The organism is Sphingomonas changnyeongensis, from assembly GCF_009913435.1.
Lineage (GTDB): Bacteria > Pseudomonadota > Alphaproteobacteria > Sphingomonadales > Sphingomonadaceae > Sphingomonas_B > Sphingomonas_B changnyeongensis.
Genome location: NZ_CP047896.1, coordinates 39,868 through 59,354, shown reverse-complemented (window position 1 = coordinate 59,354; position 19,487 = coordinate 39,868). Strand labels below are relative to the sequence as shown.

Below are 19,487 nucleotides of genomic sequence, written 5' to 3'. Positions count from 1 at the left end.
CATTTGGATGGACAGGCATGCCATCATCGAGACCGTAGTAATTATTATCGCTCGCGGTTTGGGAAATTAACATAAACAACGTTAGCGAAGTTATAGTCGGAGCCGAATAAGTAAAATACTCCTGCGCTGCTCATTTCCAAATTATGTTGTTATTAATCCTTTTGGGGGAGTGAATGGCTCGGCCGCTCTTTTACAAGACGACCGATGACTTGAAAGCCATGGTCGACCGAAACTCGGCAAATGCTGCCGAGCTGAAACTGGTCATGTCGGAATTGCGTCACCGCAACACACCATCCGCGAAAGCACTCGCGAAGAGGGTCGAAGAGCTGCTGCAAGCGGGAATGGTCAAACCGGCTCGGGTTAAGACCAATCCCAAGTCCAAGCACCCGCGTACCAAGGCGTCGCGTGCGCGGAGCGTCATTTATCTGCCCGACGAATCAGGGCTCACGCCCGCCCCACAGATGTCCGCCGCGATCTCCGAGCTGCGGTCAACCTCCATGGAGCCGAAGCCCATGACCGAAGAGCAGCGCCGTACCGAAGCGGAAGTTACCGCGCTGCGCACCCGGCTCATCGATCTCGGAAAGCGCAACCCTCTGATCGCTTTCAAGCATGGAAGCCGCTCCACCAGCCATATCCGCATAGTCGACGAGCGGCCCGACCTGCTGCTTGAAGCGCTGGAGGAGGGGCCGCTCGGCTTCGAGCCGCTGCCCGACGAGGAAGTAACGCCGAAGGACGAGGTCACGCCTGAGTTCCGCATCGCCTATGAGCGCGCGCGGCTTACCGATCCCGCCTTTCTCGAGGCTACCGAAAGGCTGGGCGAGGACGAAGCCGATATGTGCGCCTGGCAGACAGCCGAACGCGCGTTGCGCCACACGGTCCGGCAGCAGCTGGGTCTGCCCAAGCTGGATTATGGCAAGTCGATCGATGTGAAGGCGCTTGCCGCCGCGCATGGCTTTGATCCCTCCTTCGACTTGCGCGGCTCGGACCACGACGATGTCGAAGATCACCACGAAGACGATCGGATCCGCGTCCTCCTGACCGCCAAGGAGCTCGAAAAGCGGCTGAAAGGGATTTACGAGAAGTATCGGACGCACGAGCGGGAGACCGGCCTCCACACACTCTTTCTCTGCCTGGGCTTTGTGCAATGGTATGAGGACGACGAGTCTGACATACAGCACCACGCGCCTGTCCTGATCCTGCCGGTCCGGCTCGAACAAAAGGTGGTGCACGGCCGCTACGAGTATACGCTGGTCGCGAGCAACGAAGGTCTGGAGGTGAATGTCGCGCTTCAGGAGAAGATGCGGCAGCATTGGGGGTTGGAGACGCCGGCGCTTCGCGAGAACGAAGCGCCCGAATCCTACTTCATCCGGCTGAAGGCAGTGCTCGATCGGGGGCGGCGGCTGACCCTCCGGCGGTTCGCGACGATTGCCGTCCTGCCTTTTCCTCGTATGGTGCTCTGGAAGGATCTTGACCCGGCCATCTGGAGCGATGGCGCCTTCGCCAACCATCCGCTGCTGCCCGGACTACTGAGCGCGCGTTCCCTTGCCGAGGATCCAACCCCTCTCGAAGTGCCAGACATCGATGCCGAGCCGCTCGCCAGCACGGCGCCGCCGCTCATCCAGCCGGCCGACGCTTCACAACATGCCGCGCTCATCGACGTCGCAGCGGGCAAATCGCTAGCCATCGAAGGGCCGCCGGGCACTGGTAAGTCGCAGACGATCACCAACATGATCGCGACGGCGCTGCGGGACGGGAAGCGAGTGCTCTTCGTTGCCGAGAAGCAGGCCGCGCTTTCCGTTGTCGCCAGCCGCCTGCGCAAAGCGGGCTTTGGTCCGCTGCTTCTCGAACTGCATGGCGACACAGCCAAGCGCGATACCGTATACGCGGGACTACGCGAGCGTTTTGACGCTAGGCCGTCCGTCGACCGGGCGCGCCTCGGAGAAGCGCGCGCCGAGGTCGCCCGCAAGCGAGATCTGATCCGGCGCTATCTGGCGCTGATCACAGAGCCGCTTGGTCGGCTAGGACGTAACGCCTACCAGCTCGCCTGGCGCGAGATCCGGCTGCGCAAGTCGCTGCCCGCGAGCGTCGAAGCGATCGCCGATCGCTGGACACCAGACAAGGTGTCCGAACTTGAAGCGATAGAGCTAAAGGAGCGGCGCAGCGCGCTCGACGATTTCGGGCGCGCGCTACTTGCGCTGCGCAAAGACGGCGGCGAGACGCGCTGGGAAGGCGCTGAGCGGCTCGATCCCTTCGACCAGCGCAGCGAACTCGCAGCTGCGCGCGCGGCCGCTGTCGCCGCAACCGATCTGCTCGCGATCGAACGCCGCCTTGCTGAGCTCGGCCTTTTTCTGCCGCCCCCGGGAGGCGAATTGGCTGCGGCTGCGCGTCAGCTCGCTGGGCTGGGCCTGCCAGATACCATCGACGATGCCGTGCTGAGATCCGCGCTGCGCCATCCGGAAGCCGCCCGGGCGTTGCTCGACGCCGCCAACCGATGGCGTACCCTGCGGCAGCAGCTCGATCAGGACGTGCTTGCGCCAGGCGAGGTCCTCGCTGCGCAGGTGGACGCGCTTGCCCAAGCGTTCGCGGAGGGCGAAGTCCCTGATACCGTCGCGCAGGCCAGGGAGCGGCTCGCGGCGCTGCGCGAGGCGGAAACCGCGCTGCGTACGATAGGCGAGGATCTAACGCTGCTGGCGGAGCTCATCTCTCTCCCCGAAACCCTGTCGACAACGGGGGCACGGGTTGCGGCTGGGGTGATCGATGCGCTCGGTCGCCTGTCTTCGATCCCGGCCGCGCTGGCCGCACCTGCGATGCTGGACCCGATGGCCCGCGCCGCGCTTGAACGGGAGGCGGCGGCCGCCGAGAGCATCCGCGCCGAGCGCGAAGCGCTTGAGGCAGTGCTCAGTCCCGAAGCGCTCGAGAGCGATCCTGGCGAACTCGGAGAGACCGCTGACACTGTCGAACGTGCGGGCTTCTTCGCGCGGCTGTTCAATGGCGAGTTCAAGGCGGCCGATCGCCGTCTGAAGCGCTGGGTGCGGGGAGGGCAGGAACGCACAGCCGCAGTCGAGACGCTGCGCCATGCCTCGCGCCTCTTACGGCGCGAGGTCACGTTTCGCCAGGAGAGCGCGACCCAGTCGCTCTTTCCTGCGTTGCTTTGGGCGGGTGCCGACTCCGCATTCGACGCAGCGCTCGAAGTCGCGACGGCCTTGCAGGAGGCGCAGGCGCGTCTGCGCGAATGCCGCGCCGCTAACGTACTCGACGCATGGCTGAAGCTTAACGCGGCTGACCGCATGCGAGCCGGCGATCTCGCCCGCGCTGCTGCCGACGCACTGGAGAAGGCCGAGGCGCTTGGTACGGGCAGCATGCCTTGGCCGATGCTCGCCGGGGCAATAGCTGCGAAGCGGGCCGCGGCGGAGCGTCTGGACGCAACGCTAAGCGAGATCGGTGCCCGGGCAGATGGCATGATCAGCCGGGACGGGGTCGATCTCGCGGCCCGCCTGCGCAATCTCGCCGCCGCGGAAGCAATCTTCGCCGGCATCTCGCACGGTGACGGCTTCGGATGGGTACGATCCATCGACCAGGATATGAGTCCCCTAACCGACGCACTGGGCTGCGTTGCGAAGCTGTCGGCCGATGCCGGACCGCTACCAATGGCTGCGGTGGCGCGCACTGCCGATAGCCCCGCCACTCTGTTGCGGGAACTAATCGCGCTGTCGCCGCGCGTTTCGGCGGCGTGGCCGGCATGGTCGGACGCCTGCGCCACGCTTCGGTCGCGAACAGGCCTCGACGCCGCTCGGTTCGAGTCCACTTGGGCTGCGCTCTCCGATGCGCTCGCTGCGCTTGCGGCGGATCAGGACGGGGTCCGTATGGTTGCCGATCTCCTCAAATATCGGGCCAGCGTGCGCGAGGCGGGGCTCGACCCGCTTGCCCAGGCCGCAGTGGCGGGTGAGGTCGCACCTGAGCTGCTGCCCGACCTTTACGAGTGGCTAGTCGTGCAGGCGCTTGTCCGCGCCTATGTCGGTGGATCGGGTGAAGAACTGGGGCGCCTCGGGGCCTTTCTCTCGAAAGCGCGCGAAGTGCATTTGCCGTAATCGATGAGGAGCTGCAGCAGCTCGAGGCGAAGGCGATCGTCGCCGCCCGGCTTCAGGATAAGGCACCGTGGGGAAACGACAAGGGCCGGGCTGGGGACTTCACCGAGGGCGCGCTAATCGAGCGCGAGTTGGGGCTCAAGCGCTCACGCACTTCGCTCCGTGACCTCACCTACCGGGCCGCCAATGCGCTGCAGGCGCTGAAGCCGGTCTGGATGATGTCGCCTACGTCTGCAGCGCAGTATATTCGTCCGAATAGCATCCGCTTCGATCTGCTGGTGATCGACGAAGCGTCACAAATGCGGCCCGAGTTTGCGGTCAGCGCTATTCTGCGCGCCGACCAGATCGTCGTTGTCGGCGACGCCAATCAGCTCCCGCCGAGCGACTTCTTCTCCGCGAGCCTAAGCGATGGCGAAGGCGATGGCGACGACGGATCCGCGACCGAGGACACCGAATCCATCCTCGATCTCGCCAACCAGCGGCTGCGGCGTAAGCGGCGGTTGCGTTGGCATTACCGTTCGCAGCACGAGCGACTGATCCAGTACTCGAATCGCGAATTCTACGACCGCGACCTCATCATCTTCCCGAGTCCGAGGACCGACGACGAGCTGCTCGGCGTCAAATGCCACTATGTCGGGGGCACATACGACGCGTCGATCAATCAGCAGGAAGCGCAGGCCGTTATCGAGGAGGCCTATCGCCTGATGCGCGCCTACCCCGAGCGCTCGCTCGGCATTGCAACGATGAACATCAAGCAGGCGGATCTCATCCGCGCCGAGTTCGATCGGCTGATGCTCGAGCAACGGGAAGTCCGCGATTACATTGATTATCACAGCGGGGGATCGACGAGTTCTTTATCAAGAATCTCGAAAACGTGCAGGGTGATGAACGCGACATTATCCTGATCTCGACCGTTTATGGACCGAATAAAGATGGCGTCGTTATGCAGCGCTTTGGTCCGATGAACCAGAAAGTGGGCTGGCGGCGGCTGAACGTTCTGGTCACGCGCGCCAAGCTGTCCACGCGCATCTTTACCTCGCTCCGGCCCGGTGACATCAAGATCACCGAAACATCCAGCCGCGGCGTGGTCGCCCTCAAATCCTACCTAACCTATGCGATGGGCGGCGCGACCGTCGACAGCGATGACGATGGCATCCCGGACAGCGATTTTGAAGTGTTTGTCGCCGAGAGGCTCCGGGCGCATGGCTATCAGGTTGTGAGCCAGGTGGGCGTCGAGGGCTTCCGTATCGATCTCGGCGTTCGTCATCCCGATTATCCGCTAGGCTTCATCGCCGGCGTCGAATGTGACGGCGCGCGTTGGCACAGCGGCTTCAGCGTTCGCGATCGGGATCGCATTCGCCAGAAAGTGCTCGAGAATATGGGCTGGCGCATCCATCGCATCTGGTCGACAGACTGGTTCGCGAACCCTGACCGTGAGCTGGCGAAGTTACTCCAAAAGCTCGAGGATTGGCGCGCGAAGGCAGCCGCGCATTATGCCGCGCGGCCGCGCCACGAGCCGTCACCGGAAGACCTAGACCCCTTGGAGGAGCTGGCCGAACTCGGGCCGACGCCCGCGCCGACGCCACTCCAAGCCGCCGCAGGGTCTGCACGCGAGCTCAAGCCGCGGGCGCAAGCGGCCGAGGCAGAGGTCGGGCCGGACGAGGAGCCTTTGGGCAAGCAAATGCGCTCGCTCGACGGCATTGAATGGTTCGAGATCACCCCTGGCAAGCGCTACGCCGTCGTGCTGAATGACGACCGCGCCGGCACCGTCGACGTCATCTCGCGCGCCATGACAGCTCCGCGAGTGTACGGCGGTGCCATCGCCGTTGCGCGCTCGGAGTTCGAGGGCTCGGTGCGGAAAACCGGCGAACGCTTCCGCATGCACGACATCTACGCAACTGTGCGCGAGGTGGCGCGGCGGGCGCGGCTGGTGGAGGGGGAGTAGCTGTAACCGTCGACCTCATTCCTCTGCGCTCGAGCTTTCCGCTAAGATTGTTGCGCAATGACAGCGCAAGAACAAAAGAGCTTCCATTGATATCTCCAGGCGCAGGGGAGTGATATGGCTACGGCGACAGTTAGGAACCTGCCTGACGAGGTGCATCGCGCGCTTCGTGTACGTGCAGCATCGCACGGTCGCAGCACTGAGTCCGAAATCCGCGCCATTCTGGAAACGACGGTTCGCCCGCCGGAGCGGCTCCGCCTCGGGACAGCCTTAGCCGAGCTGAGCCGGCGCGTAAAAAAATCCGGCCGAGCCTGTGAGATTTGAGTGATCGTTTTGGACACCAATGTCGGTTCCGAGGCGATGAGAGCGGAACCGAACCATCCGGTACGAGTATGGCTCGATGAGCGGGCAGCTGAAACCCTCTAGTTGTCCAGTGTTACAATTGCAGAGCTGCTGCTCGGCATCGGTGCCTTGCCGGCCGGCCGCTTCAAGGATGCGCTGTCGCAAACACTACGCGGCTTGCTGGAGCTGTTCGCGGATCGCGTGCTTGACTTCAACACTAACGCCGCACGGTAATATGCCGCGTCGGCTGTTGCTGCCCGTGCTGTCGGTAAGGGCTTCCCTACACCAGACGGCCACGTTGCTGCCATAGCAAACGCTCACGGCTTCGCCGTCGCCACGCGAAACGTTGCTCCGTTTGAGGCGGCTGGCGTCAACGTCATCAACCCATGGGAGGCCATGCAGTGACAGCGCAGGAGGACTTCTGCACGTCTTTGGGCGAGAGAGTTACCCGGACTGTCATAGCTGACGGATGTTAAATTGCCGCGTGTTCGGTTCGGTCCCCTTGGAATGAGCTCCGGCGGCTGTTGAGCTCTGATTGGCAGGCGCAATACACTAAGCTGATGAGCCCCCGGAGCCTCTGGTTGTCCCGGGTTGGATGGACCACCATTTTGATCTATGTCTCGACGCAGAGCCGCGAGCCGTTTCGGACGTACAGCCCGGGGATTCGGCATCGGGCATCGCGGACATTTGTTGTGATGGCGGCGGCGAGCGCGACGGTTCAGAGGAAGCTTGCCGCGAGATTAATATCGGGCTGAACCGCGCCTTTGTCAGTACGCGCGAGAGTATGACCAAGGCTGAGGGCCATGGCTGACTTCCCGGAGCCCCCCGAACGCTTCCTTAAGCTGCTCGAGCTCTTCCCTCGGCAGGTCGATGATCTACGACATGATCGAGCAGGGCCGGTTTCCCCGTCCCGATAAGATATTGCTCTTCGCATCGCGCTGGATCGAACGCTAGGTCGTTGCCCGGATCGATGGCGTCAAGGGCCGCGTCGAAGGAGCACGGCGCAAGGTATGAGCAGGGGTGAGCGTCGTCAGGGCAGTTACGAGCCGACGATGCCGCCGTTTGATACCCTTTACTTGCGTCGCCACTGTCCTGTCTTAAGTCCATGAATCTGGACGGAGAGTCAGACATGTCGCAGGCGGAGGCAAAACGTACATCGCGACAAGGTTTCGCAGCGTCGACGAAGAGCTGCAGAGGCTCGCCGAGTGGGAGGGGCTGTTATGAGCGTCCCCGGCGCGATTTATACGAATTCGCGCGCTGCCTCGGCAACGTAAGCCGATCGGGTCAGGCCGCGTTCGCGCGCCGCCTGATCGATCAGCTGGATCGTGTTCTCGTCTAGGCTGATGTTGACCCGCTTGGTGCGACCCGAGCTGACCAAAGCCGGCAGCATCACAGTCGTGATGGCCTCCTCAAAATCGGGACGAAGATCGGGCTGGGCGACCAGATCCTTGATCGAGCGGGCGCGCGGCAGCTGGCCACCAGCATCGAGAAGGGCAGTCAAATGAGCGGCGAGCACCTTGCGGGCTTCGGACACGGCAGCGGAGAAGTCGTCGGTCTCAACATGCGCCGTGAACCCCTCTACATCCGGCGCGACGAACCCAAAACCGCCCGGATAATCATATACAAAAGCCAGATAATACATGGCCGATCTCCCATTATGACTTTTTGCCGTTTAAAAGGACGAAGCCACGAAATTTGTATGAGGTGTTCTCGCGATTGGGACGGATCTTAGAGCCACCCCGCTGCACTCCAGATCGCCCATTTTAGCTTTGTTCCGACATCCTTTCGTGGATGGGGAACGGTGACCAGCCTTTCCATTCCGGGCTACTTGAAGGTCTTGTGGCGGCCCGGGTGGGAAACTTCCTGCCAGCCTTCCTGCTTCAAGCGCCGGATGGTCTCATCGCTATCACCGATCGCCGAGCCTCCTCGGCTATTGCGCAAATATATACACACGATTGCGCGTTGTGGCAATCAGTTTTGCGCACATATTTGCGCACGGCCGCTTTTCTGTTTGCGAGATCGGGCTGGCCATTGCCCTGAGGTGTGCATGAGCGCGGACCTTCCTGCACGCCCGATCGCCGCTGGCACCCGATCCGACCTTATCGCGGAAGTGGCGATTGCGCTGGCCGAAGCCAACGCCGCTGGGGCGTCGCTTGAGCTGCGACAGGCGGCAGACCGTGAGCGCCAGGCGGAAAGCCGGGCCACCCCGGTTGCAGGTCACGCAGCGCGACCTGCGATCCGTGATGCAGAGCTGGATGTCCTTGGCCTGAATGGGGTCCCTGAACCAATCAGTGTCATAGCCGCGGTCGCCCATGCGCCACTGCGCTTTTGGCAGGTCGTCCAGCAGCGTGCCGCGAGGCGTCATGAAGAACTGGGCAGCAAGAGCCGAACCAAACAAGGTGCTGCCTTGGCATCGGCGGCAATGACCTCGACCGGCTTCTTCGTGCCGAGCGCGGAATGGCGGGCGCAGGCAAAGGCCTTACAGGCGGTGAACAGGGCCCGGTCGAGCCCCCGCTCGACTTCGTCCAGGCGCTCCGAGATCCCTCCGCCGGTCGCGATTTCGCGGGTGTCGGCGTCCCTGTCTGTACCGTGCATCACGGCCAGGAAGCCAGCCTCGATGATCCGCTGGAGCATCGCATATCTCTTGAGGTCGCGCCGGCCGGCGCTGGCGGCGAGGGCACGGGCCTGCGACGGTGTGAGGCGCACTGTGCGCTTGCTTACGGTCCGCATGACAGTCCCGCTTGGCGTCAGCCGTTCACTTCGGGCTTTCCGGTGGAACCCAGAAAGTCACGAATGATCTGCGCAGCCTCGGCATCTGCTGTCGCCCGATCCCGAAACGGTTTTTCGACGATGGCGGGTAGGAATGTCATTGGACTGCCGCTGATCGGGTCGGTGACAGCGGCGTCCACGGCCTTGCGCAATCGGTTGAGGCATCTGCTACCGCGTGGCACCGCTACGCACACCTTGGCAAACACAGAAGTAATGCCAGACTATATGACATATCATGCCTAGTGGATGTTTTGGAGATGATATGGCATGCATCACTAATGTCACGCGCCTCCAGAGCCGCCAGCGGACTGCCGCCCCAGAGCCAGCGCGCGATTGTGCAGCTGGGCAAGGACATTTCCATTGCCCGCCGCCGCCGCAAGCTGCCGCAACGGTTGATGGCCGAACGCATGCTCGTATCGGTGCAGACGCTCCAGCGCCTTGAGGCGGGCGATGCGACCGTGGGTATGGCCGTACTGGCCAGTGCCCTTCACGTCTTTGGCATGACCCAGCGCCTGGCCGAGCTTGTTGCTCCCGATACCGATCGGGCAGGCATCAGCGAAGACCTCGCCCGGCTGCCCAAAAGGACGCACGCTGTCAGCAGCGACGAGCTGGATTTCTGACCGCGATGGCAACGGTCCGCACCTACGTGTTCGTCCATCTCGCTGGCGGCCCTGTCCCGGCGGGGCTGCTCACGATGACCGACGAGCCGCGCAATCAGTTCGCGACTTTCGCCTATGGTCGACGTTATCTCGCCCGCCCGGATCGGGTTCCCGTCGATCCGGTGGCGCTGCCACTTCACGATCCGGGCACCGAACGCACATTCCGGACCGAGGAGGGCTTTGCCGTCTTCGGGGGGATCCGCGATGCGGCTCCCGATGGCTGGGGCCAGTACTTGATTTACAAGGCGATGGGGGATCGCCTGCCGAGCGACATCGACCTGATCCTTGCCTCGGGCGACCCCCGGGTGGGCGCACTGGCATTCGGACCAACGCCGGAGCGTCCGGAGCGCATAACGCCATGGGGCGATGGTGACGCGCCGTGTGAGCATTTTACCCTGGAAGAGCTGGCCGAAGCTGCCGAGCGCGCGCAGCATGTCGATCAGCTCGATGAAAACCTGCGACGGTTGCTGACAGCCGGTTCGTCGCTCGGCGGCGCACGTCCGAAGGCGGCGACCGAACTCGACGGCCAGCCATGGATCGCCAAGTTCCAGGCACGCAACGACAGCTTCCCAGAATGCCGGGTCGAGCTTGCCACCATGCGCCTTGCCGCAACCTGTGGGCTAGACGTTCCTGCGCTTGACTTTAGGCGCGTGCTGGAGCGCGACATCTACCTGATCAAGCGGTTCGATCGCGAATCGCACGGCAACTGGCTGGAGCGGCGGCCTTTCGCCTCCGGCCTGACCATGCTCGGGGCGCACGAAAGCGAGGTAAGTCGCTACAGCTATGCGGACCTCGCAGCTGCGCTTCGCCAGCATGGCACCGAGGTGCGTCGCGACCTCCACGAACTGTTCCGGCGCATGGTGTTCAACATCCTCGTTACCAACGACGACGACCACCTGCGCAATCACGGCTTCCTGTTCGACGGGAAGGGCTGGCGCCTGTCACCGCTCTACGATGTCGTGCCCAAACCACAAGTCGGCCTTGAACGACGCCTGGTGCTGGGTGTCGGCCCGCAAGGCAGGGAGGCCACTGTCGCCAATGCTCTCGCTGGCGCTGCCGGTTTCGATCTCGCGTCCGACCAGGCCGCAGCAATGGTCGAGAACATGCGCATGCGGGTGGCCCGAGGCTGGGAGGAGCAGTTCAGGCAAGCTGGCCTGAGTGACGCCGACCGGGGGCGCTTTGCCACCTGCTTCCGATTGGCAGGCGAGAACCCCTAGGGTCCAGACGCGTTCAGAGCCGGAATGCGGCGGCGACAGCGTGGCTATGCATATTTATCGATTTAGTCACTTAAACACGTCTTGCTGTCGCGATTTCGGGAAGACAGGACGCGTCCGGATTTTCTGATTCAAATGGTAAATGGCGCAGGATTTGGGGATGGCAAGTGTCGCACCAATACCGACGGCTCGGGCGGCCAGGGCAGAACGTGATGCCCATGCGTTCTCGCTTAAATCCGGCCAGCCAACCCCGTTGAAGCTCGCTCGTCTGCATCGGGCCTTTGAGCTCATGTTGAAGGAATCGAAGCGAGCTACGTCTGGGGAGCGATCCTGGGTCGAAGGCGCACTTGCGCTTCGGCTCGCTTTGATCAGTGGCCGTGCGCTGGAGGAAGTCCACGCCCTGCAGATCTTGCCTCTCGTCAACGCGCCCGACCCCGGTTGGCCGGCGCCCCGTCTGGTGGAGGTGCGTGGCTATGCGCCAGCCTTGTGGTTGGAGGCAGGCGTTGCTCCCCATGTCACGGCGTATGAGCTGGGGTCCGAATGTGTCGGGCCAGCATCGCATGCTGTGTGGCTGGGCCTTGATCGATTGTCCAAGGATTGGCTGCGCCAGCTACACTCGCGGCCCCGGTTGACGGTCCACAAGCCAAAGCCGGTCGCAGGACAACCCTTGTTCTCCAAGACCCTTCCCGACCTGGAGAAAGCGATTGAGGACTTCCGGGACAGGGCCACGCAGGCCATGGGCAGCGGTGAGAGCGACTATCTGCCCAAGCTTGAGGACTGCACCAGGTTCCTGCGGCGGCAGTTGGCGGTGTCGCATCCTGGTGACCCGGCTGTGTCCTGGCTGATCACCAAGACGGTGCCGACGCGCAACGCGACCACGTCCTACTATTCGTCGATCTCGCTGCGGGCGGCCCAGCGCTACCAGGCGGCCGCTGTTGCTGAGACGGACAACCGCGCCGCGGACGTCGGAAGCTCGGTCACGCCTGAACCCGACCTGCCGGCTGTGCTGGCAGACCGGGTCATCGGCAGTCGTTTCTGCCCGTCCGAGAGGGCGTTGACGGGCTTGCGTGAGCATTTGCTGGTCAAAGCCCGCATCAGTCGCGGCGCGATGACGCCGAGGCGTGCGTCCGAAGTAGACCATGCCTTCACCGCTTACGCGTGGCTGTTCTTCAGCCTGCACTCTGGCTGGCGCCCGCCGCGCAAGCTGTTGCCTGACCCGGAACATCTCGACTGGGCCACGGGGACGTTCTTTCTGGAGGATAAGCTGGTGCATTCGAGCACAGCGCCGACCGATACCGCGGGGGCGAGGCGGGGCTCGAGCTACTCGCCGAGCTGGAAAGCGAAGATGTGATCGGGTTGCCTGCCGCGGCTAATGGCTTCGCGAAAGGCGCTGGCGGTACGGCCGCTGGCGCGAGGCGGCGCTGGTTGCCGCTCGGCAAGCGGGTGATGGCCCAGCTGCGCGCGTACCATGTCCATGTCAAAGCGCGCGATGAACGGAAGCTTGATGCAGAGTCTCTGAAAGACCGCGCCGCCGTGCTGGCGTACCTCAGAGAGGTCCCCGGGCTCAGTTGGGACCTGCCCTGGAATTTTCCGCGGCACTATCTGCGCTCAGCTTTGGTAGGGCGAACCAGCGTCGAGGTAATCAACGCCTATATGGGGCATTGGGAAACCGGCTCAGAGCCGTGGTGGAATGGGTCTTGCCTTGACCCGGTGGCCTATGCCCACGAGGCGCGAGCTGCCATTGATGCCATTTTCCCAGAGAGCGATTGGCCAGTGTTGGCGGGGTTTCGGTGACCAGCGCGTGCCATGCTGCCAATCCACTGGTCGCGGTCAGACTGGCAGATTTGCAGGTGCTCGCGTGTGTCGAACATCATTTTCTCGCGTGGGCACCTGGGGCAGGTCAGGGTCTCGGGGATCTGGCTGGCCGGGCGATGTTATCGGCCATCCTGTTTGGCGGGCTGAATGATCCGGCATGCTGGTCAGAATGGCTGTCGTCCGCGATGAAGACGCACAGAGTACGATCGCATCAGAGCTTCTGGTTCCGGCTCAAAGGCGCGGCGGGAGCTCATGCGTTTCGCACATGGTATCCAGATCCCGTAACCGGGTGCTACGTGCAGGCCTTGCGGGCCTGCTTTCAACGTCATCCGTCGTCCAGCCCGCCATCGGAGCGGGCTGAAGAATGCCTTAAAACAGCGCTCGACGCGCTGGCGGCACAATCGCCGGGCACAGCAGAACTTCATGTAGCAGCGTCAAGAGGGCCGTTGTGGTTGAACGAGGTCTGCGCCGTCCGGCTTCACTTGCGTGTGCCCGGCCTTCTGGCTGAGCATGCAGCGGGAAAGACACGCACGCACGCCCGGATAAAGCCCGCCGCGGTCGCCGAGAACCCGCTTGAGCAGTTGGACGATTTCCTGGCCACAGCGGAGCCCGTCTCGCCTTGGCGGCCATGGTTCACCGATCAGGCCTTGCTGCACCTGAGAGACGATTTCTTCCCGGCGGATCTCACAGCATTCGATAGCTCCAGGAAGTTGCGCAGTCAGATGCTGGAAAGCCTGGATCAGCAAATCAAAGTGTGCGGCCAAATGGGTTCGCAAAATAGCATCCATCGACATATCCTGTTGTGGCTGAGAGGTCGCCTTGACAAGAACAGTTCGTCTGTGTCGCCCAAGCCGGGAAACATCCGGCCGTCGACTGCGCGTCGCTATCTTCTGGAACTTGCATCGTATGATTGGCAAGGGAACCGCCACCGCTCCATAGCCGACGAGGATGGCAAAGCGGCGCTGGATCAGGCGTTCACGACCATGGAACTGGCGGCCGAGCAAAGGCCGCCCAAGCGCCAGATGGTGACCAGGGCGGTGTTGAAGTCATTCTCGACTTACCTGAATGCGCAAAATCCAAACATCCCGGTCCGCACCTTCGAGAAAACGGATATGGACCGCCAGAAAACAGGGGGCCCTCGCCGGACCGTGCTCGACCACCCGGCCTTCATGCGCCTTCTGGGTCTGTTGGAAGACTGGGGCGCCTTGTCGCAAAGGGAAGGTGAACAAGACCGGCCGGGGCGGGCGCGAGCGTGCATTCTCGCAGCGATCCTCATGTTCAGGACTGGCCTTCGCGGGCGGGAAGTTACCAACCTGGCCCTGAACGACATCGCCTTCGACGGCCCATTTGCCGAGCTTGTGGTGCGGGGCAATGCCGCCCGCTCCAACAAGAACCAGTTTGCGCGGCGCACGTTGCCCCTCCACGCTCTGCTCGAAAAGGACGAACTGGCGCTCCTGCGGCGTTGGCATGCCGAGCGGTGCAACGAGGAGTTCCGTATGGTACCTCGAGCGCGGCTGTTTCCCGCGCAACGCGCGGCGCCGCTCAGTGTTGATCAATACCTGCTTGAACCGATCGATGCGGCTATCAGGTTGCTGTTCGAAGGTTCTTCGCTCGGGGCGGCGCTCCGCAAGCGGCCCGGCTATTGGTACGCGTTGGCGAGTCCGCTTCGACACAGCTTCGCCAACCACCTGGTTGCCAGCCTTCTCCTTCCGGACGAGCCGCCCAACCTGCCGCCGCCCGAAGGGCTCACGCCGGACTTGGTTTCCCTCGAGCGTAAGCGACGATTGAGCCATGCTTTGTTGCGCCCGAAGCAGCATGGCCTCGCGATCATGCAGGCGGTGCGCCACGTGATGGGCCACGCTTCCTACAAGCGCGCGCTGGAAACCTACATCCACAATGTGGACTGGCTGCTGGCGCTGCACGTGTGGCGCGATGTCCATCAACCGCCATTGTCGGAGCGAGAAATCGGTGGCTTGCTGGGGCTGTTGCAGCCTGAGGCGCCCGGTGGCGTGCCGTTGAGGCACGAGCTGGTTAGCGATCGTCAACTGCGCCGCCGGCGTGCAAAGGCCGCCTCACAACACTTGGCGTCCTCGGTGCTGCCAAGACCACGGCGCGGTCGCCCGCCTGGCACTGTTCAGGCGGACGACCGACGCCTGTCGACGACGTACAAGGCGTTTTTGCATCAGCAACTGCCGCCAACCGTCTTCGGTAAGCGCGCGCCGGGCGACGCCGCCATTTTGGTCAGGAAGCAGCACCATGACCAGCCATTCGAATGGGGATGGCTGGTTATTCACAACTACCTGTGCCTACGGGCGAGAAATGTCGGCCCGGCAGAGGCGGCTGAACAGCTGGCCATGCCAGTGGCAGTTTGTTTGCGCTGGGCGCAGCGTGCTGACGAGTTGGCGGCGATAACGAAGCACCGTTATGTTCGCAAGCAGGGTCGCAGGGTGCCGCAAGCATTGGAGAATCGCCGGTTTCCGCAGTTGTCGGGCAGGGGCTTTCCCCATCCGCGTGGGGCCGCTGCCAAGCTGATCGACCAAGTCTGGGCAAAGCGTGCCCAGCTTGAAAAGCCACGGCGGTGGGCGTCGATACAAAGCGTGCTAGCCCGCTGGCAGTTGGATCCGCCGCGCATGATATCCAAGAAGGCCCTTCAGAAGCGGGCGTCATTCTATCTGGCGCTCGGCATTCCCGAAGAAACGCTGTTTAGCCGTATCGGTGGTGGGCAGTGGGAACGCTACCAGCCGGAAGCGTTTTGCGCGCCCGATGATCGAAGGGTCATGCAGTTGTCACCCTTGCGGCCGCGCGGCGGTGATGAAGAGGGCGGTCTCTTGCACAACAGTGTGCTGCACGCACTGTTAATGCTGCTGATCGATTCCGAGCTGGATTTTGAGAAGCTGAAGAATGCCAGCGCGGCACGAAAGGGCAGCCGCTCGCCGGCACGTGCCCGCCCCGTGCGACTGGCCAAAATGGATATGCTGGACAAGGATGTTGTGCCCGGGCGTGAAGATACGGGCCAGAGCAGGGGATGATCCCATCCATCCCCTGATATCCCCTTGCGTCGCTTGCCCGCCGTTTAAAAGGCAGGAGCGACGTTTGGCACGGGGATGAATGCGCCGAGGCGTCGACGGCGAAATGGAGACGCTTGTTGGCGATGGCTTATGGTCTTGAATGCGGCTTGCACTTGCCCCGGCTTGGTTCCGGGCATCCCGCGGCGCATTTTCGTGATGGTCAAGAGGCTGCCATCCGCCACATCGTCGAGGGCAAAGGCCGCTCGCTCGTCGTGCAGAAGGTCGGCTGGGGTAAGAGCTTTGTCTATTTCATTGCGACCAAGCTGCTGCGCGAGCAGGGCTTGGGGTCGACGTTGTCGGTGTCCCCTGTTGTCGCTGATGCGGAACCAGGTTGCAGCAGCGGAGCGGATAGGTGCCCGAGCGGCAACGACCAACCAAGAAAACAGGGATGAATGGGCAAACATCGACGAGCACGTGAACACGAACCGCCGCGCATGGAGTGCTGCCTCTGGCCAGAAGCGCCATACGACATCCGCTTCCGCCCTGGCGTTTTCGAACGAGCTAACTTTGTATCGGATGATCCGTGTTCGACCGCGCTAGCTTCTGCGGGCACTGGCGCATCAGCGCGCACGCGCCGGCACCGTCGGCGCACTCCATCCTTCGGATTTACGCGCATCTCAGATGCGCGAAACTCCTTGCATCCTAGCTCGATGATTGGGATTAACGCGCATCTGAGACGCGAGAAAATCCCATGACGATCTACTTGGTCGGAGAAACGATCGACGCCAAGCGCGCCCATCAGCGCGCCCAGGCCGGCGAGCTGATCCAGCTGGTGCGCGGCATCTATGTCGATCGCGACGTCGATGTCGACGCGGCGATCCTAGGGCACGCCGTCCGGATTGCGAACTATCTCTACCCGAATGCATATCTGTCGTCCGCCAGTGCGGTCTTGCTCGCCCCCACGCCCGACGGGCGGCTGTTCCTGAGTGGCCGGCGCAATAAGCGCACGCGACTGCGCACGCTGGAGATCGTCCAGAACGAAGCTCCAGACCAACCCTCGACTGCGGCGGCGGTGATCGGCGACGATCTTGGCGAGCTTCGCATCGATGTGTCTTCTCCGCGCCAGCGCTTTCTGGAAGCCTTTCGGCTGCGCAGCGAACATGCCAGCGCCATCACCGTGGAGATGCGCATCCAGATGGCTGCGCGCCTCGTCGAGGAGCATGGTACGCCACAGGCCGCAGCCGACGCCGTCTGGGCGTTGGCGCGAGAAAATGGATGGTACCGCGAAGGCGAGGGTGCCGAGCGTTTCCTGATGGCGCAGCCGGGCACGACCAAGGCGCCGGTCAACAAAGCGGCGTTCGACCTCGTGGTCGCCTGGCATGGCGAGCCGCTCGGCCGGCTGACCCATGACGGGTTTGAGTGGCGCTGGAAGGCGCAACGGCGCGCTGGCCCGGTGCTCGTCCGCGAGACGACCCCCGGCAAGCTGCCGGCGTTCATCGTGTCGCTTTTGCCAGAAGGCTGGCTCGCCCAGGTCCTGCATGAGCAGGACGAGCGCGAGGCGCTGCGGCGGGGCCGGCGTTACATGTCCAACGTCACCATTGTCGAGAATCGTAAAGAGCTGACGGATTTGCCCGCCGATGTTCTCGCAACGACGCTGGCGCGTTTTTGCGAGGAAGGCCGCTTCACGGGCGTCTACGCCGGACCGGCGCGCGGCGAAATCGAGGAAACGTTCGAGCAGAGCCTAGCGCGCATCTTCGCCCGGGCCGAGACGCCCCGTCTCTCCGGCATCCAGATCAAGGCGCCGATGAGCCTGACCTCCGAGGGCCGTCTCGTTCCGGCCATCGACCACCCATTCACCCATATCCTGAAGCCCGCCGGAACGGCAGGGTTCGAGACGCTGCCGATCGTGGAATGGCTGTGCTTGGAGCTTGGCCGAGCCGCAGGGTTCGAGGTGCCCGACGCGGCTTTGATCGACATGCCCGACGGCATGTCGCCGGCCTTGCTGGTCGAGCGCTTCGACATTCGACAGGGTGCGGAGGATCAACGCCGCTTGGCGCTCGAGGACTTCTGCTCCATTCTGGATCTTCCGACCTCGGCGAAATACGACGGCACAATCGAGCGCATGGCCCGGGGGCTGCGTCCGCTGTCGACCGATCCCGCCGCCGACCTCGATATTCTGTTCCGGCGCGCGGTTTTTGCCTGGCTGATCGCCGATGGCGACATGCACCTCAAAAACCTGGCCATGCTCAAGACGGCCAAAGCAGGTGCCAAGGCGTTCACGAGCGTTCGCTTCGCGCCGCTGTACGATGCTGTCACCACGCGGGTTTTTCCGGGCCTCGGCGTCGACCGGATGGCGCTTAAGCTAAACGGCAAGGACGATCGCCTGACGCGGCAGGACTTTGTGGCGTTGGCGCGCACCATCGGCTTGACCGTCGGTGACGCCGAGACCGCGATGAGTGAAATTGTCGACCGGCTCGCGAAGGGCGTCCAAGCGTTGCGCTTGCCCGCGTTCGCCAGTCAATCCCATGCGGCGCGGTGCGCACAGGGCAAGGTCAGCGCCCTGATCGAGGCCCGATGCGTCGGGCTTGGCGAACCAGCGGAATAGGAGGCCTGCGCGCTATGGCTGCAATCGGATTGCAGCTCGGCGAGGTCCACGGCTGCGATTTCCGTTCCGAGCAAGCTGTGCAAATACACCAGTGGGTCTTTATGGGGAGGCTGACCGAAAGCGAGCCGACAGGCTGTCAGGCTGCGTTTGAGCCAGTTGAGCCGGCGGGAACTCCAGGCTGGACGGCAGCAGGGAACGCGACGCCCGATTAGGCAGGGCCTGCGTGAATCCGGTAACGCAAGAAGTCGGAATGGGGTTCGCTACCGGCCCTCGGGCAGTCAGCCCGAGCCGGCCATGCGCGGCCCGCCGTTCACGGACGCGATAATGTTGGCGATCTGAAGGTGAGGAGCGAGCATCGAAGATCCGGCTTCATCGAGCCGACCAACGGGACGAGCCGGAGCACGGTTCAGATAGGGCCTAGCCTCTTGGTGGCGACGCCTTTTCCGATCGGGCGCGGATGATCGACTGCACGAACGGGAAGGTTGCAAAGATGATTTGCGCGGCAAGGCCGGCGAGTCCCGGACCTCTTGCCATTGCGAGGATCTGCTGCGGCAGATGTCTACCGAACAGGCAGATGCCAAGCAGTATCTCCGCAATCCAGAGCAATGTGAGCGCGACGGCCCCCATTTGAAGCCGCGGCCCAAGCCGTTCCGGCACATCGAGCCACCGGGTAAGCCAACCGCAATACAGCCATGAGACTGCCAGCATCACGGGTAGCTCGGTGAGGGTAGCTCCCCACTCTCCGATCGCCGGGACCAGCAAGAGGACGCGCAGAGTGCCGAGCACGAAGCCGATTGCGAACATGCCCGCGAAATAGGTGACACCTGCTTGCGCTGCGCGGTTCATAGCTGCTTCTTCCCCGAACGGCCGTGACTGTCCGCCAGATTACAGCATGTGTGACAGGGCGTCGAAGCCGCCGCCGAACTGGCCCTCCGCCCCTTGATCAGAGGCTCCATAACCTCGTCCAGATTGTGGATCTCAGCATGTGGCCGGTGCCAACGGATGACCGGGCAGCATCGAGATCGGCAATGCATCATCGTGCATCACC

At 63.1% G+C, this 19,487-nt stretch carries 15 protein-coding genes and 2 pseudogenes; 12 read left to right on the top strand and 5 right to left on the bottom strand.

The window, feature by feature from the left end; all coding sequences use genetic code 11:
• Nucleotides 1-173: 173 nt before the first annotated feature.
• The 5 genes and pseudogenes from GVO57_RS14205 (at nt 174) to GVO57_RS15185 (ending at nt 6,774) form a co-directional block, all read left to right on the top strand.
• A complete protein-coding gene (locus GVO57_RS14205; RefSeq protein ID WP_160594074.1) occupies nt 174-4,088 on the top strand; it encodes a DUF4011 domain-containing protein in 3,915 nt (1,304 codons plus the stop codon).
• 128 nt (nt 4,089-4,216) lie between these two features.
• Entirely contained in the window at nt 4,217-4,990 is a 774-nt protein-coding gene (locus GVO57_RS14200; protein WP_160594073.1) for a DEAD/DEAH box helicase, read from the top strand.
• The gene (locus GVO57_RS14195; protein ID WP_160594072.1) at nt 4,960-6,030 is read left to right on the top strand and encodes a hypothetical protein; all 1,071 of its coding nucleotides are present in this window, start codon (nt 4,960-4,962) and stop codon (nt 6,028-6,030) included. Before GVO57_RS14200 ends, GVO57_RS14195 begins: the two co-directional genes overlap by 31 nt.
• A gap of 114 nt (nt 6,031-6,144) precedes the next feature.
• Nucleotides 6,145-6,351 carry a FitA-like ribbon-helix-helix domain-containing protein gene (locus tag GVO57_RS14190; protein ID WP_160594071.1) on the top strand — a complete coding sequence of 69 codons (207 nt, stop codon included), beginning with the start codon at nt 6,145-6,147 and terminating at the stop codon, nt 6,349-6,351.
• Nucleotides 6,352-6,774 (top strand): annotated as a pseudogene (locus GVO57_RS15185) (PIN domain-containing protein).
• Between the two features lie 835 nt (nt 6,775-7,609).
• On the opposite strand, the gene GVO57_RS14170 reads toward GVO57_RS15185, so the two are convergent.
• From GVO57_RS14170 to GVO57_RS14155, 4 genes are all read right to left on the bottom strand, one after another.
• Entirely contained in the window at nt 7,610-8,011 is a 402-nt protein-coding gene (locus GVO57_RS14170; RefSeq protein WP_160594069.1) for a type II toxin-antitoxin system HicB family antitoxin, read from the bottom strand.
• A 288-nt stretch (nt 8,012-8,299) separates the two neighbouring features.
• Nucleotides 8,300-8,734: a hypothetical protein gene (locus GVO57_RS15695; RefSeq protein ID WP_160594068.1), complete on the bottom strand. Its 435-nt coding sequence runs from the start codon at nt 8,732-8,734 to the stop codon at nt 8,300-8,302.
• A complete protein-coding gene (locus tag GVO57_RS14160; protein WP_233281611.1) occupies nt 8,731-9,003 on the bottom strand; it encodes a hypothetical protein in 273 nt (90 codons plus the stop codon). Before GVO57_RS14160 ends, GVO57_RS15695 begins: the two co-directional genes overlap by 4 nt.
• 113 nt (nt 9,004-9,116) lie before the next feature.
• Complete coding sequence (locus tag GVO57_RS14155; RefSeq protein WP_160594066.1) at nt 9,117-9,278, bottom strand: hypothetical protein; 162 nt, start codon at nt 9,276-9,278, stop codon at nt 9,117-9,119.
• Between the two features lie 195 nt (nt 9,279-9,473).
• On the opposite strand from GVO57_RS14155, the gene GVO57_RS14150 reads away from it, so the two are divergent.
• The 7 genes and pseudogenes from GVO57_RS14150 (at nt 9,474) to GVO57_RS14120 (ending at nt 18,439) form a co-directional block, all read left to right on the top strand.
• Nucleotides 9,474-9,758 (top strand): helix-turn-helix domain-containing protein, encoded by a 285-nt coding sequence (locus tag GVO57_RS14150; RefSeq protein WP_233281610.1) that lies wholly within the window; start codon nt 9,474-9,476, stop codon nt 9,756-9,758.
• A gap of 5 nt (nt 9,759-9,763) precedes the next feature.
• Entirely contained in the window at nt 9,764-11,014 is a 1,251-nt protein-coding gene (locus tag GVO57_RS14145; RefSeq protein WP_160594064.1) for a type II toxin-antitoxin system HipA family toxin, read from the top strand.
• A 286-nt stretch (nt 11,015-11,300) separates the two neighbouring features.
• Nucleotides 11,301-12,362: a hypothetical protein gene (locus tag GVO57_RS15175; RefSeq protein ID WP_233281609.1), complete on the top strand. Its 1,062-nt coding sequence runs from the start codon at nt 11,301-11,303 to the stop codon at nt 12,360-12,362.
• A complete protein-coding gene (locus tag GVO57_RS14135) occupies nt 12,359-12,805 on the top strand; it encodes a hypothetical protein (protein ID WP_233281608.1) in 447 nt (148 codons plus the stop codon). The genes GVO57_RS15175 and GVO57_RS14135 overlap by 4 nt, the downstream gene beginning before the upstream one ends.
• Complete coding sequence (locus tag GVO57_RS14130; RefSeq protein WP_160594061.1) at nt 12,802-15,855, top strand: site-specific integrase; 3,054 nt, start codon at nt 12,802-12,804, stop codon at nt 15,853-15,855. Before GVO57_RS14135 ends, GVO57_RS14130 begins: the two co-directional genes overlap by 4 nt.
• A gap of 122 nt (nt 15,856-15,977) precedes the next feature.
• Nucleotides 15,978-16,302, top strand: a pseudogene (locus GVO57_RS14125) (DEAD/DEAH box helicase); the annotation flags it as partial.
• Between the two features lie 283 nt (nt 16,303-16,585).
• Nucleotides 16,586-18,439, top strand: a complete 1,854-nt coding sequence (locus GVO57_RS14120; RefSeq protein WP_160594060.1) for a HipA domain-containing protein — start codon at nt 16,586-16,588, stop codon at nt 18,437-18,439.
• Nucleotides 18,440-18,856: 417 nt separating this feature from the next.
• Here GVO57_RS14120 and GVO57_RS14115 read toward each other — a convergent pair whose 3' ends face one another.
• Nucleotides 18,857-19,285 carry a hypothetical protein gene (locus GVO57_RS14115; protein ID WP_160594059.1) on the bottom strand — a complete coding sequence of 143 codons (429 nt, stop codon included), beginning with the start codon at nt 19,283-19,285 and terminating at the stop codon, nt 18,857-18,859.
• Nucleotides 19,286-19,487: the final 202 nt, after the last annotated feature.